We start from the raw sequence: 15,106 nt of genomic DNA, 5'->3' as shown, positions 1-15,106 counted from the left end.
AACTGCCGCCGGGGTTCAGGAACATGATAGCTAAATGTTCCAGACACTTACACCAGAATCCCGTGATCTTGCGCGAAGTTCATGAGGCGACCGCGGAGTGTCCTCACCGGGAGACCGTATAAGGTTTCCATATATCGCGAGAGCGCGCCGACGTCGAGACTCAAGATCATCATCTTGACCGGCCCGATTGCCGCCGGTTGCAAGGAAATTGACCTAAGTCCAAGTCCCAAAAGGGCCATTGCGGTCAGCGGCCGGCCCGCCATCTCGCCGCACAGGCTGACCGGCACCTTCGCTGCGTTGCACAAATCCACCACCCGCTTCAGGAAGCCCAGGACGCTGGGGGCCAGGATGTCATAGCGTTCCGCAAGGCGGGGATGGCCACGGTCGACGGCGAAAAAGAACTGCAGCAGGTCGTTCGAGCCGATCGAGACGAAGTCCACCAGGGGCAAGAGCGCCGGCAACTGCCAGGCCAGGGCCGGCACCTCGATCATGGTGCCCACCCGCACGCTGCGCGGCACCGGCCGGCCGCGCGCGATCAGGCGCGCGCGCTCGGTTTCCAGCACCGCCTTGGCGGCGCGGAACTCGTGCACGTCGGTGATCATCGGGAACATGACGTTCAGGTCGCGCCCGGCGGCGGCGGTCAGCAGGGCCTGCGCCTGGGTGCGCAGCAGGCCAACCCGGTCCAGCGTCAGGCGCACCGCGCGCAGGCCCAGCGCCGGGTTCTCCTCCCGCTCCAGCGGCATATAGGGCAGCGTCTTGTCCGAGCCGATGTCCAGGCTGCGGAAGATCACGGGCTTGCCCCCAGCCGCATCCAGCACCGCGGAGTAGAGCTCGATCTGCTTGGCCAGGTGGGGCAGCGTGGCACTCACCATGAACTGCAGTTCGGTCCGGAACAGGCCGATGCCATCGGCACCCGCCTCCCCGATCAGCGGCAGGTCGACCAGCAGGCCGGCATTGATGTTCAGCTTGACCTCGACGCCGTCGCGGCTGATCGCCGGGCGCTCGCGCACCGCCAGGTAGGCCGCCTTGGCCTGCGCCTTCAGCGTCAGGCTCTCGGCATAGGCGGCGGCGATCTGCTCGGTGGGGCGGATGAACACCTGGCCCATGTCGCCGTCGACGATGACCGGGTCCGCCGCCTCCACCGAATCGAGGATGGCCTCGCAGCGGCCGACCAGCGGAATGCCAAGGGCGCGCGCGACGATCGCCACATGGGCGGTCGGCGCCCCCTCCTCCAGCACCACGGCGCGCAGGCGGCTGCGGTCATAGTCCAGCAGTTCGGCCGCACCCATGGTGCGGGCGATGACCACGGCCTCCTCGGGCAGGGTCTCGTGCGCGGACGAGCCGGTGCGCCCGACCAGGTGGCGCAGCAGCCGGTTGGCCAGTTCCTCCAGGTCGTCCAGGCGCTCGCGCAGATAAGGATCGGCGATCGCCCCCATGCGGGCGCGCGTCTCGATCTGCACGCGCTCGACCGCGCCCTCGGCGGTCAGGCCGCTGGCGATCGCCTCCTCGATCCGGTTCAGCCAGCCGCGGTCATGCGCGAACAGGCGATAGGCCTCCAGGATCTCGCGGGTCTCCCCGGCGGAAGCCGCCTCGTGCCCGGCCAGGGTGTCGTCGATCCAGTCGCGCAGGCCGGCCACCGCGCGGGCCAGGCGCGCATGCTCGGTCGCCGCGTCCTCGGCGATCATCCGCTGCACGCGGATGCGCGGCTCGTGCAGCACGGCCAGGCCGCTGGCCAGGCCCTCGGCCAGGGCCTTGCCGTCGAAGCGGAAGGCCAAGCGGCGCTGGAAGTCGGATTCCTCGACCTCCGCCGGGTCGACCAGGCCGCCCTGCGCCACCAGCTCGGCCAGGACCATGGCGATGGTCTGGAGGGCGTCGACCTCCTCCTCGTCGTACTCCCGCATGGTGCGGTTCTGCACGACGAGCACGCCCGAGACGCGGCCGGCGCGCACGATCGGCACGCCCAGCCAGGAGTGGTAGATCTCCTCCCCCGTCTCCGGCTTGTAGGCGAACTTGGGGTGGCTGGGCGCGTCCGGCAGGATCAGCGGCCGCTCGGTTTCCGCGATCGTGCCGACCAGGCCCTCGCCCACCTTCAGCTTGGTCTGGTGCACCGCCTCGGGGTTCAGACCCTCGGTCGCGAACAACTCCAGCACGTTGCCGGCGCGCAGCAGGTAGATGGAGCAGACTTCCGCCACCATGTTGGCGGCGATCAGGCGGACGGTCTTGTCCAGGCGGGCCTGGGGCGATTCCGGCCCCGCCATCACGTCGCGCAGACGGCGCAGCAGGACGCGCGGGCCGGTTGCCGGCCCCGGCGTCATCAGACCGTCCTCGCCAGGCTCTCTGCGGCCTCGACCCCGGCCAGGGCCGGCCCGGGGGCCGGCTCGTGCCGTCGCGCCAGGGCCGCCGCGGCCCCGTCGACCAGTTCCGCGATGATCTCCGCGATGGGCTGCTCGCGCGTCACCATGCCGACGCTCTGCCCCGCCATCAGCGAGCCGCCCTCGACATCGCCGTCGATCACCGCGCGGCGCAGCGCGCCCGCCCAGAAATGCTCGATCTCCAGCTGGGCCGCCTTCTGGTCCATCTCGCCGGCACGGTGCCGGGCAATGACCTCGGCCTGCACCTCCATGAAGCGGCGCGTGCCGTCATTGGCCAGGGCACGCACCGGGATCACCGGGAATTGCGGGTCCAGCTGGACGCTGGGCATGGCGTCGCGGGCGGCCGCCCGGATGAACGCCTTCTTGAACGCCGGATGGGCGATCGACTCGGTCGCGCAGACGAAGCGGGTGCCCAGCTGGACGCCGGCCGCGCCCATTTCCAGATACATGGCGATCGCCTCGCCGCGACCGATGCCGCCCGCGACGAACACCGGCACGTCCCTGATCTCGGGCAGGATCTCCTGCACCAGGACGGCGGTCGACACCGGGCCGATATGGCCGCCCGCCTCCGACCCTTCGATCACCAGGGCATCGGCGCCGGAGCGGACAAGCTTCTTGGCGATCGCCAGGGCGGGCGCGAAGCAGACCACCTTGGCGCCGTGCGCCTTCAGCCGGTCGATGGCGCTGCGTGGCGGCAGGCCGCCGGCCAGCACGACGTGTCCCACCTTCTGCCGGCCGCAGACATCGACCAGGGCGTCCAGCTCCGGATGCATCGTGATCAGGTTGACGCCAAAGGGGGCGCCGGTCAGGGCGCGCGTGCCCTCGATCTCCGCCTCAAGCAGGGCGGGACCCATCGCACCCGTGGCGATGACGCCAAAGCCCCCGGCGTTCGAGATGGCCGCCACCAGGTGGCGCTCGGACACCCAGGACATGGCACCGCCCAGGATCGCATGGCGACAGCCCAGGAAGCGGGTCCCCCGCTCCCACAGCGCCGCAAGGCGGGCGTGGCCCGTCTCAGGAATCGAGGCCATAGGCGGTGTGCAAGGCACGGACGGCCAGTTCCGTGTATTCGGCAGCGATGAGCACGCTGATTTTGATCTCGGAGGTGGAGATCACCTGGATGTTGATGCCCTTCTCGGACAGGGCCCGGAACATCGTGCTGGCAATGCCGGCATGGTTGCGCATGCCGACCCCAATGACCGAGATCTTGGCCACGTTCCCGTCGGCGCGCACGCTCTCGTGCCCGATATTCGCCTTGTGGCCGTCCAGCACCTTCAGGCTGCGCTCCAGGTCGGTGCGCGGCACGGTAAAGGTCATGTCCGTGGTGCCGTCCTCGGACACGTTCTGCACGATCATGTCGACATTGATGTTGGCATCGGCCAGGGGGCCGAACAGCCCGGCGGCCACGCCCGGCCTGTCCGCCACCTTGAGCACGGTGACCTTTGCCTCGTCCCGCGTGTAGGCGATGCCGCTGACCAGTTCTTGTTCCACGATTTCGTCCTCGTCCACCACCATCGTGCCAGGCGTGTCGGCAAAGCTGGACAGGACCTGCACCCGCACACGGTGCTTCATCGCCATTTCGACCGAGCGGATCTGCAGGACCTTGGCGCCAAGCGACGCCATTTCCAGCATTTCCTCATAGGTGATCTTATCCAGTTTGCGGGCCCCCGCAACGATACGGGGGTCGGTCGTGTAAACACCGTCCACGTCCGTGTAGATGTCGCAGCGTTCGGCCTTCAGCGCCGCCGCCAGGGCCACGGCCGAGGTGTCGGAGCCGCCCCGCCCCAGTGTCGTCACCCGGTTGTCCGGGCCCAGGCCCTGGAAGCCGGCGACGACCGCCACCTGCCGGTCGGCAAAGCGCCGCACCAGTTCGTCGACCTCGATCGATTCGATGCGGGCGGCTCCGTGCACGCCATCGGTGCGCAGCGGAATCTGCCAGCCCAGCCACGACCGGGCATTCACCCCCAGCTCCTGCAGCGCCAGCGCCAGCAGGCCCGCCGTCACCTGCTCGCCGGAAGCCACCACCGTGTCGTACTCGCGGGCATCGTGCAGGGCTGCGATCTCGCTGGTCCAGCCGACCAGCTTGTTGGTCTCGCCCGACATGGCGCTGACCACCACGGCCAGTTCGTGGCCCTGGTCCCAAATCGCCTTGACGCGCCGCGCGACGTTCTGGATGCGCTCCACGTTGCCGACGGAGGTGCCGCCAAATTTCAGGACCAGACGGCTCATGCCACTCCCCGGTACGGTCTGCTGGCCGACGACCCCCTTGCCAACGGTCGGTCCCGGCTCGTTCTCAGGCGGCGTGTTCTTATCCGCAGCACCTCACGGAAGCAAGGCCGCAGGACCCAAGTTCCGCTAGGATCGGGCCCATGAGCACCGAGCAGGCGGCAGCGCCGCGCACGATCGACGCGGCAGAGGTCGCACACTTCTCCACCCTGGCCGCGCGCTGGTGGGATCCGAAAGGTCCCATGGCCGGCCTGCACCAGATGAACCCCGCCCGGATCGGCTATATCCGCGACCAGGTGGCGACCGCGTTCGGCCGCGATGCCTCGCAGGCGCCCATCCTGGCCGGCCTGGACGTCCTCGACCTCGGCTGCGGGGCCGGTGTCCTGACGGAGCCTTTGGCCCGCCTGGGCGGCCGCGTCACCGGCCTGGACGCGACGGCCGACGCGATCGACGCCGCGCGCCACCATGCCGCCGAACGCGATCTGGCCATCACCTACCGCGTGGGCGAAGCCGCGACCCTGGCGGCGGAGGGCCAGGACTTCGACGTCGTCGTCGCGATGGAGATCGTCGAGCACGTGGCCGATGTCGAGACCTTCGTCGCCGACCTCGCCCGCCTGGTGCGGCCCGGCGGGCTTGCCGTGCTCTCGACCATCAACCGCACGAAACGCGCCTACGGCATGGCGATCGTGGCCGGCGAATACCTGTTGAACTGGGTCCCCCGCGGCACCCACCAGTACGCCAAGCTGGTCCGCCCCGCCGAACTGGCCCACGCGCTGCGCAGCGCGGGCCTGCGCCTGACCGACCTCAAGGGCCTGGTCTTCGAGCGCGACGGCTGGCGCACGGGCGCTGACGTCGGCGTCAACTACATCGTCGCGGCGCGGGGCTGAGCGCAAACGAAACGGCCCCTGCCCGGGCTTCCGGACAGGGGCCGCACTCGTCACGCCAGGGGCAGATCAGAACTCGAAGTCGCTGCTGCCCATGTCGAAGCCGCCGTCGTCCATGCCCTCGTCCATCGCGGGCTCGTCCGCCGGGGCGGCCTCCGCGGCCTGGGCCTCGCCGCCGCCGCCCAGCATCGAGCCGAGCATCGAGCCCAGCATCATGCCGCCGGCAACGCCGACCGCGGTCTGGGCCGCGCCGGCCAGGAAGCCGCCGCCGCCGCGCTGCGGCTGGCCCCAGGGCTGCCCGCCCGGACCGCCCGGCTGGCCATAGCCCTGCTGCTGGCCATAGCCCGGCGGGGGCATGCGCTGCGGCATGCGCTGTGGCGGGGCCTGGCGGTTGCCGCCGCCGAACAGGCTGGAGAAGAAGCCGCCGCCGGAGCTGCCGCGCTCCGCCTGGCGCTCCAGGTCGGCCATGCGCATCTGCGCCTGTTCCAGGGCCTGCTCCTGCACCAGCACCGTCTGCGCCAGGTAATAGGCGGCATTGGGCTGCTGGTTCAGGCGCTGGGCGATCAGGGCCTGCGCCTCGGCATCGCGCTGGGGCTGCTGCCGATCGACCTCGCCCAGCTTCGCGAACAGGCCGTCGATCGCCGCCTTGTCACGCTCATCCATGTCGGTACTCCGTTTCCACTTTGGCCTATTCCTCGCGCTGGCCGACGAAGTGCAGCAGCAGCTGGAACAGGTTGATGAAGTTCAGGTACAGCGAGAAGGCGCCGAACACGGCCATCTTCTGCCGCGATTCCGCCGAGTAGTGCTCGGCATACTCTTCCTTGATGCGCTGCGTGTCATAGGCGGTCAGGCCGGTGAAGACGACCACGCCGATGACCGAGATCACGAACTGCATCGCGGACGACTGCAGGAACAGGTTGACCAGGCCGGCGATGACGATGCCGATCAGGCCCATCATCAGGAACGAGCCCCAGTTCGACAGGTCCTTCTTCGTCGTGTAGCCGTACAGGCTCATCGTGCCGAACATGGCGGCCGTGATGAAGAAGGTGCGCGCGATGCTGGCCCCGGTGAAGACCAGGAAGATCGACGCCATCGACAGGCCCATCACGCCGCAGAAGGCCCAGAACACGGTCTGTGCCGTCGACGCCGACATGGTCTGGATGCGGAACGAGAAGAACAGGACAAAGGCCAGCGGCGCCAGCATCACGACCCACTTCAGCGGCGTCGTGAAGATCGGCACGTAGAGCGACGGCGTCGTGCCCACGATATAGGCGACGATTCCGGTCAGCACCAGGCCAAGGCCCATGTAGTTGTAGACGCGCAGCATGTGCTGGCGCAGGCCCTCGTCGAACGCGGCATAGGCATCTGCCTGCGAACGGGGCAGGAAGCCGGGATTGGTCACGAAGCACTCCTTTTCGATGCATCGATCATGGTTGACGGGACAGTCGTGGCGCGGACGATCGACTTCAATGCGTCGCCCGCGACAGGGAATAGGCCGCCTGCTGCAGGAGGACAGGGGGCGCCCGGCCGGTCAGGGCATAGGCCACTTCCCCGATCTGCCAATAGACGGACGACTCGCTCTGGTGCGGCGTCTCGACCGGCGTCGGCTCGACCAGGCTGAACGCCTGGACGCGCTCGCCGAACAGGGTGACGCGGCCCAGGTCGGGATCGTCGGCCGTCAATTCCAGCGCCGGTCCGTCATGCGCGTCCACCACCTGGACGTCGCGCACGCGCCAGGCGGTCGGCAGTTGCGGCACGGGCACCTCGGTCGCGGCCTTCAGCGCCACGGCGTCGATCGCGATGGCGGACGCCGGCGCCGCCTCGGCCCGGACCAGGGCGGCGCGGTGCGCCCGCGCCACGTCCTGCAGGAAGGCCGGCGTCGCGGTCGAGGCGACGCTGTTGCCGATGCCAAGCTCGCCATGGGCCAGCCAGCCAGCGCCCACCAGCAGGGCCAGCGCCGCCACGCGCCGCAGCCGCTCCACCATCAGGGCGCGGCCCAGGCCACGCTCCAGCCGGTGGGCTGCGGCCAGCAGATGCTCGGACGCGGGTGCCTCTGGCCGGGGGAAGGATAGCCTGAGGGCATCGCGTGTCCGGAGGTCAGCCATGACCTCGGCCGCAGCTTGGGGATGGCGCGACAGATGATCCTCGACCTCGACCCGGCGCGCGGGGTCGAGTTGCTCGTCGACATAGGCGGCCAGGTCGAAGGGGGTGATTTCCTCCAGCGCCGGGAAACGGGGACGGTCACTCATCGCTGCCTCCCACCACGCGCAGGCGCGGCTTCTGCCCGGCAGTCGGCGCCTCCGCCTCGGCCGGCGCGGCGCCATGCCCGCCCATCCGGCGCAGCGCCGTGCGGCCACGCGCCAGGCGCGACATCAGGGTGCCGATCGGCACGCCCAGGGCCGCCGCAGCCTCGGCATAGGCCATGCCCTCGATCGCGACCAGGTGCAGGGCCGCGCGCTGGTCCTCGGGCAGGTCCTGGAAATCGTCCAGCACCTGGCGCAAGTGCGTGGCCTGCTCCTGCGACGGGGCGACATGGTCGGGCGAGATCTCGGCCACCTTCACCGCGCGGCGCTGCTCGGCCATGCGGCTGCGCCGGCCGCTGATGAAGGTGTTGTGCAGGATCGCCAGCAGCCACGAGCGCAGGTTGCCGCCGGCCACGAAGGTATGGCGGCGCTCATAGGCGCGGACCAGCGCATCATGCACCAGGTCCTCGGCATCCGGATCGCTGCGCGTCAGCGACCGCGCATAGCGGCGCAGGACGGGCAGTTCGGCAATGGCGTCAAATCGTTTCGTGCTCACGGTGTCTTATACGGTGCGGCGCGGCCAACTAATCCACCACCTGTCCCGCCGCGTCCTCTGCCCCTAGGATCGGGCCCAAGGAGGAGACATCGTGGCCCCAGAACCCGCATCCAACGCGAGCCCCGCCATCCGCTTCGGCTGGTTCATCCCCACCGCCGGGGACACCACCGCAATCGGCGACCGCTCGGCCGATATTCCCCCCAGCATGGCCATGTTCGAGCGCGTGGCTCTGGCGGCGGAGCGCGCCGGCTTCGAATACGCCCTCGTCCCCGTGCAGACGCTTTGCTACGAGGCCTGGATCGCCTGCGCCATGATCTCGGCCAAGACGACGCGGCTCAAGATGCTGGTCGCCGCCCGGCCCGGCTTCATCGCCCCCACCCTGGCCGCCAAGATGATCGCCACCTTCGACCAGCTGTCGGGCGGCCGCGTCTTCATCAACCTGATCGCCGGCGGCAGTGCCGCCGAGCTCGCCGCCGACGGCTGCTACGTTCCCCATGACGAGCGCTACGAGATGATGGACGAGACGGTCGCCCTGATGAAGCGCGTCTGGACCGAGGCGGAGCCCGTCACCCACCACGGCAAGCATTTCCAGGTCGACAACGCCAACGTCCACCCCAAGCCGGTACAGCAGCCGCACCCCCCCTTCTTCCTGGGCGGCATGTCCGACGCCGCCAAGGAGGTCTCGGCCAAACACACCGACGTCCACCTGTTCTGGGGCGACACGCCGCAGAAGATCGCGGAGGAGATGGCCGATATCCGCGCCCGTGCCGCCCGCCATGGCCGTGGCGACACGATCCGCTTCGGCATGCGCCTCCAGGTCATCGTGCGCGAGCGGGAGGAGGACGCCTGGGCCGCCGCCGACCACCTGATCGCTTCGGCCAGCGACAATCACAAGCGGATGATCGCCGACCTGTGGGAACAGTCTCAGGCCAATACCAGGATGAAGGCGCTTGGCGCCGCCGCCGACTTCCGCATCGCGCCGCATCTGTGGAGCGGCATCACCACCGTCCGCCCCGGCGCCGGCGTCGCCGTCGTGGGCAACCCCGCCCAGGTCGCCGCGACGCTGCAGGAGTTCGTCGACATCGGCTGCACCGACTTCTGCCTCTCGGGCTACCCCCATGACACCGCTGCGGAGGATTTCGGCCGCCTTGTCATGCCGTACTTCCGCCCCCAGCAGGTGGCGGCGGAGTAGCGGCCACCTCCCCTCCACCTACGTCCCCCGGTTCATCCGGGGGACCCATGAACCACCGGCTAAACCGTTGACACGGTTGAGAACTGGATGCCCGCACCCAGACCATCAAACTTCAGGCACCCGCCAGTGCCAGCAGCCTCACGGCATCCCGGCCTTGACATTCCGCCTCAAGTATGTTCCTGTTATGTTTATGTCAACGGAGCGCCATCACACCGTGATCTACCGGCCGGGAAGCCGGCGGGCGCTGCGTGAAACGCATGAGGTGACGGCCCAGCATCTGAAGGACCTGGACAGCCTGCGCACCGCCGCGATGGAGGTCGCCTACGCCCTCCAGGACGAGGTGACGGGCAGGCGCCAAGGCGAGAACCGCATCGGGGGCGAGGATGTCGCCCGGGCCATGGACCGCATCGCCCGGACCGTGCGCCAGACCATCCTGCTTGAACGCCGCATCCTGGGCCTCGACGCAGGCCCGCGCGAGCGGGACGCCGCACCGCGCGGACCATCCCCCGATCCTGCGGCGTCACAGGCCGACAGCGCGCCCGCCAGCCCCGACCGCCCGGACCGTGCCGAACGGCTGGACGACGACATCCTCGACGACTTTTCCGACCTCGACACCCAGGCCGGCCTGATCGCCGACATGGACGATGACGAGATCCGCGCCTATGGCTGGAAGGACCGGGCAGAGGCCCTGGTCCCGTTCAAGCTTGGCGCCCAGGCGACCATCGACGCGCTCCGCCCCACCGCGGCCGCCGATCCCATGACCGCGGCCGAGGCCAACGCCCTGATCCGCGCCAAGCACTGGCCGCCCCTGGACGATGTGCCCCCGAACGATGCGCCCCCGGCCGACCCGGCGCGCCAGCCGAAACCAGCCCCAGCCCGCCCCGCCAAGACATCCAAGGCCCCAGGCCAGATGAGCGAGGCGGGGCGCCTCTCCACCCTCATGGACCTGGCCGACCGGTACGAGGCAGCCTCGACCCAGGCCGAGCGCACCCGCCTCCAGCAGGAAATCGCCCCCCTCCTCGCCGCCGCCCGCGACCCGCCCTCCGGCGTTCCGCCGCCAGCCTGACTTCACACGGATCAGGTTTCGCTCGGACCCGTTTCACCCACTCCCCCTAAGTCACCCGGTTTATCCGGGTGACCCATGAACCGACCGCCAAGCCAGCGGAACGGTCGGTTCATGGATGCCCCGGATGAAGCGGGGCAAGTCGGGACGGTAGAACCGAGACCGATGGGACCTGAACTCGACACATCCTGAGCGCGTCCGGTGTGGATTGAGGAGACCGGCAGCCTCTCCTCCACCGCTCATCCCCGCGAGAGCGGGGATCCAGAGCCGCAAGGACAACGCTGGTGGCTCTGGATTCCCGCCTTCGCGGGAATGAGCGGACGGGTGGTTGGCCGGGTGTAACTCAACGCACAACCAGCTAGGTCGTCGGCGGCAATGGTGGCTGCCTGGCGAAGCGTTCCAGCGCGGGATCGATGATGGCCCAGTCCGGCGCATCGTCGGTCCAGATCGCCATGCTCGGCACCAGGCCGTGGCCGGCCTCCAGGAAGCCCAGGCGGATCGTCCGGAACTGGGGCCGGGCGGACGACTGCGCCATGACCGGCGTCCCGCACCGCCCACAGAAACTGTGGGTCAGCGTGTTGCCGCTGGCCGCGACATAGGCATTGGTCGCCAGGTCGCCCGTCATCGCGATGTCGGCAAGGCGGAAGATGGCGTTCTGGGTGGCGCTGCCGGCGGCCACCTGCTGGCACTGCCGGCACCAGCATTGCCGGGTGGCGATCGGCTCGCCTGTAAATGTGGCCGTCACCACCCCGCAGGCACAGCGTCCGCGCAGCATGTCATCCTCCCCCGCGTCAGGCGATCTCCGCCCGGCCATTGTTCAGCGCCACGACGCCGCGTTCCACCACTGTCGTCCGAAACGAGGCGATGGCGCCGTCCTGCCAGATCTCGGTGCGCAGCGTCTCGCCCGGATAGACGGGCGATGTGAAGCGCACCTGCATCGCCTTCAGCCGGTCGGGTTCGTACCCGCACAGGCCCTTCAACAGGGCGTGGCCGGCAACCCCGAACGAGCACAGGCCGTGCAGGATCGGCTGGCGGAACCCCGCCGCCTTGCCCACCGCCGGATCGATGTGCAGCGGGTTGTAGTCGCCGCTCAGCCGATAGATCAGCGCGGCATTCGGGGCCGTCGCGATTTCGACGACCTGGTCCGCCGCCCGGTCGGGGATCGCGTGCGGCTGCGGCGTCGGACCGGCCGGCCCGCCGAACCCGCCATCGCCCCGCATGAACGAGGTGGACGTGCTCGTCGCCACCAGCTCGCCCGTCGCCTGGTCGAAGATCTTCCGGGTGGAGAACATCAGGGCACCCTTGCCCGGCCCCTTGTCGATGATCTCGTCCACCGTCGTCCTGCCGACCAGGGTCCCGGTCGTGGGCAGCGGCCGGTGGATCACCAGCCCCTGCTCGCCATGCAGCAGCTTCACCCAGTCGATCCCGGTATCGGGCTCCTTGGCCCAGAAGCCGGGTGCCGCCAGCACCACGGGCATGGTCGGCAGCATCCTGAGGCCGTCCTCGTAGACGAAGCGCAATTGCGCCTCGTCCAGCGGATCGGCCCCCAGGCCGATGCCCAGGGCATAGAGGATGATGTCGCGGGGACGCAGTTCCTGCACGACATCCGGAATGACCCGAGCCTTCAGCCGCTCATAGTCGATCGCCATGGGTCCCCCCCCCCCCCTTGCTCAGATATTTCTTGTCTTTGCGCCCCTCATCCTAAGACGGCGTTTCAGGCCGCCTCAGGATGAGGTCGGGATCGGGTTGCGCCCGTCAGATCGGATCCCAGGAGAACACTTCCGGGGATCGCTCGCACGGCACGAAGCTGCCGCGCATGGCGGGGATCGCGTGGGTTGCGACCGTTTCCGGCGTCCAGCCTTCGCCCCGGTGGACCGAGCGGATGGGCCGGTTCTGGCTGAACAGGAAGATCTCGTTGTTGCGCACGCCAAAGATCTGGCCCGTCACGTCCTTGGCCCCGTCGGAGCACAGGAACACGGCAAGCGGTGCGATCTTGGCCGGCGTCATCTGCTTCATGCGCTCGACCCGCTGGGCCTGCGCCTCGTTCTGGATGGGGATGGTGCCGATCAGCCGGCTCCAGGCAAAGGGAGAGATGCAGTTGGACCGCACGTTGAAGCGGCCCATGTCCAGCGCCAGGGACTTGGACAGGCCGACGATCCCCATCTTGGCGGCGGCATAGTTCGCCTGCCCGAAATTGCCGATCAGGCCGCTGGTCGAGGTCATGTGGACATAGGACCCCTCCTGCTTGTCGCGGAAATGGGTGGCGGCGGCACGGCTGAGGTTGAAGCTGCCCTTCAGGTGGACGTTGATGACGCTGTCCCAGTCCTCCTCCGTCATCTTGTGGAAGATGACATCGCGCAGGATGCCGGCATTGTTGATCACCGCATCCAGCCGGCCCCAGGTGTCCAGCGCCTGCTCGACCATGCGCGTGCCGGCCTTGAACTCGCCCACGCTGTCGCCGTTGACCACGGCGTCGGACCCCAGGTCCTTGATCTCGGCCATGACCTCCATGGCGGGCGTGCGATCGGCGCCCTGGCCCTTTTCGTCGCCGCCCAGGTCGTTGACCACGACCTTCGCCCCCTCGCGGGCCAGCAGCAGCGCGATGTCGCGGCCGACGCCGCGCCCGGCGCCCGTGACGATGACGACCTTGCCCTCGACCATGCCTGCCATCGCGACGTCCTCCCCTTATGTCTTGCGGCCTCCAGCTTGATTAGCCGCTCGATGCAATCAGGCGCAAGGCAGCAGCGTATCTGTCATGATCCTGTCGTCACGCGACCGCTAAGGGAGCCGCCATGACATCAGCGCTCGAGATCCAGGACGACGGCCGCGTCCTGGCCCTGCATGGGCCCGACGGCGACGCTCGCTTCCACGCCCTGTGGCTGCGCGATTCAGCACTCGACCCCGCGACCCGCAGCGCCGGCAACGGCCAGCGCCTGATCACCGTCCTCGACCTCGATCCCGACGTGCACCTGACGGCTGCCGACAGTGCCGGCCAGCAGGTCCACCTCGCTTTCAGCGACGGCCACCGCACCGTGTTCGACCGGGCCTGGCTGCTGGCCAATCGCTATGACGTGGCGCCCCCTCCGGCGGCGGGCTGGGTGGCGCCCGACCTCGTGCTGTGGGATGCCACGGCGCAGGATCAGGTCGCGCGCATCACGTTCGCGCAGGCAGGGCAGAAGGGTGCGGCCCTGCGCGACTGGCTGGCCGCGATCCGGTCCCGCGGCTTTGGCGTGATGTCCGGCGTGCCGGCGCTCTCCGGCAGCGTCGCGGAGGTGGCCTCCCTGTTCGCCCATGTGCGCGAGACGAACTATGGCCGCTGGTTCGACGTCCGGGCGGAGGTGAACCCCACCAACCTCGCCTATACCAACCTCGGGCTCCAGGCCCACACCGACAATCCCTATCGCGATCCAGTGCCGACCCTGCAATTGCTGCATTGCCTGGAGAACTCCGTCGCGGGTGGGCATTCGGTGGTGATCGACGGGTTCGCCGTCGCGCGGCGCCTGCAGCAGGACGACCCCGACGCCTTTGCCTTGCTGAGCGGACACTGCATGCGCTTTCGCTATGCCGGTGCCTCGGATGTCCAGCTCGACGCCCGGCGGCCGATGCTGGAACTGGCACCCGATGGCGAACTGATTGCCGTGCGCTTCAACAACCGCTCGGCAGCGCCGGTCCGCGACGTCCCGTTCGAGCGGATGCCCGCCTTCTATGCCGCCTATCGCCGTTTCTCGCAGCTGGTCGAGGATCCGGCCTTCGCCGTCACCTTCCGCCTGGAACCGGGGGAGCTCTTCATCGTGGACAACACACGCGTCCTGCACGGCCGCACCAGCTTCACCGGCGATGGCCGCCGCTGGCTCCAGGGCTGCTACGCTGACAAGGACGGCCTGCTCTCCACCCTCGCCGTGCTGGAGCAGGATCATGCGGAGGCTGCATGAGCGCGCTGATTGACGAACCCGTCCTGGACCGGCAGGGGCTGGTCCCGTTCCTGGCCGACCTCTTTGCCCGCCGCGGGGCCGAGGACTACCTGGGCGAGCCGGTATCGATGGCCGAGCACATGCTTCAGGCCGCCCATCGCGCGGAACTGGAAGGCGGGGACGACGAGCTTGTCGCGGCCGCCCTGCTGCACGACATCGGGCACTTCACCAGTGAATTCGCCTATCTCAACTTCGACAAGCTGGACAACAAGCACGACCAGGGCGGTGCCCGCGTCCTGGCGCCCTTCTTTCCAGAGCGGATGGTCGCCTGCATCCGCCTGCATGTGGCGGCCAAGCGCTATCTCTGCGCGGTCGAGCCCCATTACTACGACGCCCTGTCCGAGGCGTCGGTCCACAGCCTCAGCCTCCAGGGTGGCCCGATGGGCTCTGCCGAGATCGCGGCGTTCGAGCTCAATCCCCATCACGCCGACGCCGTGCGCGTGCGCCGGTGGGACGACGCGGCCAAGGTGCCGGGCCATGTCACCCCGCCCTTCAGCCACTATGCCGCGGTCCTGGATCGGGTCCTGTCCCGCCCGGATGAGCGATTGCAGGCAGCCGCCCCGCCGCGCTAAGCCGGCGACTGGCCAATCCCGGGACCC

General features: G+C 69.1%; 15 protein-coding genes. 5 read left to right on the top strand and 10 right to left on the bottom strand.

What is annotated here, in order from left to right; all coding sequences use genetic code 11:
* Positions 1–47: 47 nt before the first annotated feature.
* The 3 genes from ptsP to ACI6GS_RS15130 are packed head-to-tail and all read right to left on the bottom strand — an operon-like array spanning position 48 to position 4,601.
* Positions 48–2,315 (bottom strand): phosphoenolpyruvate--protein phosphotransferase, encoded by a 2,268-nt coding sequence (gene ptsP / locus ACI6GS_RS15140; RefSeq protein ID WP_439814288.1) that lies wholly within the window; start codon positions 2,313–2,315, stop codon positions 48–50.
* Positions 2,315–3,403: an NAD(P)H-dependent flavin oxidoreductase gene (locus tag ACI6GS_RS15135; protein WP_439814287.1), complete on the bottom strand. Its 1,089-nt coding sequence runs from the start codon at positions 3,401–3,403 to the stop codon at positions 2,315–2,317. Before ACI6GS_RS15135 ends, ptsP begins: the two co-directional genes overlap by 1 nt.
* Positions 3,387–4,601: an aspartate kinase gene (locus ACI6GS_RS15130; protein ID WP_439814286.1), complete on the bottom strand. Its 1,215-nt coding sequence runs from the start codon at positions 4,599–4,601 to the stop codon at positions 3,387–3,389. Before ACI6GS_RS15130 ends, ACI6GS_RS15135 begins: the two co-directional genes overlap by 17 nt.
* A gap of 140 nt (positions 4,602–4,741) precedes the next feature.
* Between ACI6GS_RS15130 and ubiG the strand changes: the two genes are divergently transcribed.
* Entirely contained in the window at positions 4,742–5,485 is a 744-nt protein-coding gene (gene ubiG / locus ACI6GS_RS15125) for a bifunctional 2-polyprenyl-6-hydroxyphenol methylase/3-demethylubiquinol 3-O-methyltransferase UbiG (protein WP_439814285.1), read from the top strand.
* 66 nt (positions 5,486–5,551) lie between these two features.
* Here the strand turns inward: ubiG and ACI6GS_RS15120 are convergent, their stop codons facing one another.
* The 4 genes from ACI6GS_RS15120 to ACI6GS_RS15105 form a co-directional block, all read right to left on the bottom strand.
* Entirely contained in the window at positions 5,552–6,145 is a 594-nt protein-coding gene (locus ACI6GS_RS15120) for a DUF2076 domain-containing protein (RefSeq protein WP_439814284.1), read from the bottom strand.
* Between the two features lie 25 nt (positions 6,146–6,170).
* A complete protein-coding gene (locus tag ACI6GS_RS15115; RefSeq protein ID WP_439817975.1) occupies positions 6,171–6,809 on the bottom strand; it encodes a Bax inhibitor-1/YccA family protein in 639 nt (212 codons plus the stop codon).
* Positions 6,810–6,948: 139 nt separating this feature from the next.
* Positions 6,949–7,731: an anti-sigma factor family protein gene (locus ACI6GS_RS15110; protein ID WP_439814283.1), complete on the bottom strand. Its 783-nt coding sequence runs from the start codon at positions 7,729–7,731 to the stop codon at positions 6,949–6,951.
* On the bottom strand, positions 7,724–8,281 hold the full coding sequence (locus ACI6GS_RS15105; RefSeq protein ID WP_439814282.1) for a sigma-70 family RNA polymerase sigma factor: 558 nt from the start codon (positions 8,279–8,281) through the stop codon (positions 7,724–7,726). The genes ACI6GS_RS15110 and ACI6GS_RS15105 overlap by 8 nt, the downstream gene beginning before the upstream one ends.
* Before the next feature lie 91 nt (positions 8,282–8,372).
* Here ACI6GS_RS15105 and ACI6GS_RS15100 point away from each other — a divergent pair, with 91 nt between their 5' ends.
* Together ACI6GS_RS15100 and ACI6GS_RS15095 are read left to right on the top strand one after the other, a co-directional pair.
* Entirely contained in the window at positions 8,373–9,473 is a 1,101-nt protein-coding gene (locus ACI6GS_RS15100; RefSeq protein WP_439814281.1) for an LLM class flavin-dependent oxidoreductase, read from the top strand.
* 262 nt (positions 9,474–9,735) lie between these two features.
* Positions 9,736–10,539, top strand: a complete 804-nt coding sequence (locus ACI6GS_RS15095) for a hypothetical protein (protein WP_439814280.1) — start codon at positions 9,736–9,738, stop codon at positions 10,537–10,539.
* Positions 10,540–10,894: 355 nt separating this feature from the next.
* Here ACI6GS_RS15095 and ACI6GS_RS15090 read toward each other — a convergent pair whose 3' ends face one another.
* From ACI6GS_RS15090 to ACI6GS_RS15080, 3 genes are all read right to left on the bottom strand, one after another.
* Positions 10,895–11,311, bottom strand: a complete 417-nt coding sequence (locus tag ACI6GS_RS15090) for a GFA family protein (RefSeq protein WP_439814279.1) — start codon at positions 11,309–11,311, stop codon at positions 10,895–10,897.
* 16 nt (positions 11,312–11,327) lie between these two features.
* Positions 11,328–12,185: a MaoC/PaaZ C-terminal domain-containing protein gene (locus tag ACI6GS_RS15085; protein WP_439814278.1), complete on the bottom strand. Its 858-nt coding sequence runs from the start codon at positions 12,183–12,185 to the stop codon at positions 11,328–11,330.
* A 106-nt stretch (positions 12,186–12,291) separates the two neighbouring features.
* A complete protein-coding gene (locus ACI6GS_RS15080; RefSeq protein WP_439814277.1) occupies positions 12,292–13,206 on the bottom strand; it encodes an SDR family oxidoreductase in 915 nt (304 codons plus the stop codon).
* A 122-nt stretch (positions 13,207–13,328) separates the two neighbouring features.
* Here ACI6GS_RS15080 and tmpA point away from each other — a divergent pair, with 122 nt between their 5' ends.
* Positions 13,329–14,468 carry a 2-trimethylaminoethylphosphonate dioxygenase gene (gene tmpA / locus ACI6GS_RS15075; RefSeq protein ID WP_439814276.1) on the top strand — a complete coding sequence of 380 codons (1,140 nt, stop codon included), beginning with the start codon at positions 13,329–13,331 and terminating at the stop codon, positions 14,466–14,468.
* Positions 14,465–15,079 carry an HD domain-containing protein gene (locus ACI6GS_RS15070; RefSeq protein ID WP_439814275.1) on the top strand — a complete coding sequence of 205 codons (615 nt, stop codon included), beginning with the start codon at positions 14,465–14,467 and terminating at the stop codon, positions 15,077–15,079. Before tmpA ends, ACI6GS_RS15070 begins: the two co-directional genes overlap by 4 nt.
* Positions 15,080–15,106 lie beyond the last annotated feature (27 nt).

The sequence above is a fragment of the Zavarzinia sp. CC-PAN008 genome (assembly GCF_051903925.1).
Lineage (GTDB): Bacteria > Pseudomonadota > Alphaproteobacteria > Zavarziniales > Zavarziniaceae.
Note: the sequence above shows the minus strand (reverse complement) of the source record. Positions and strands in the feature narration are given on the sequence as shown.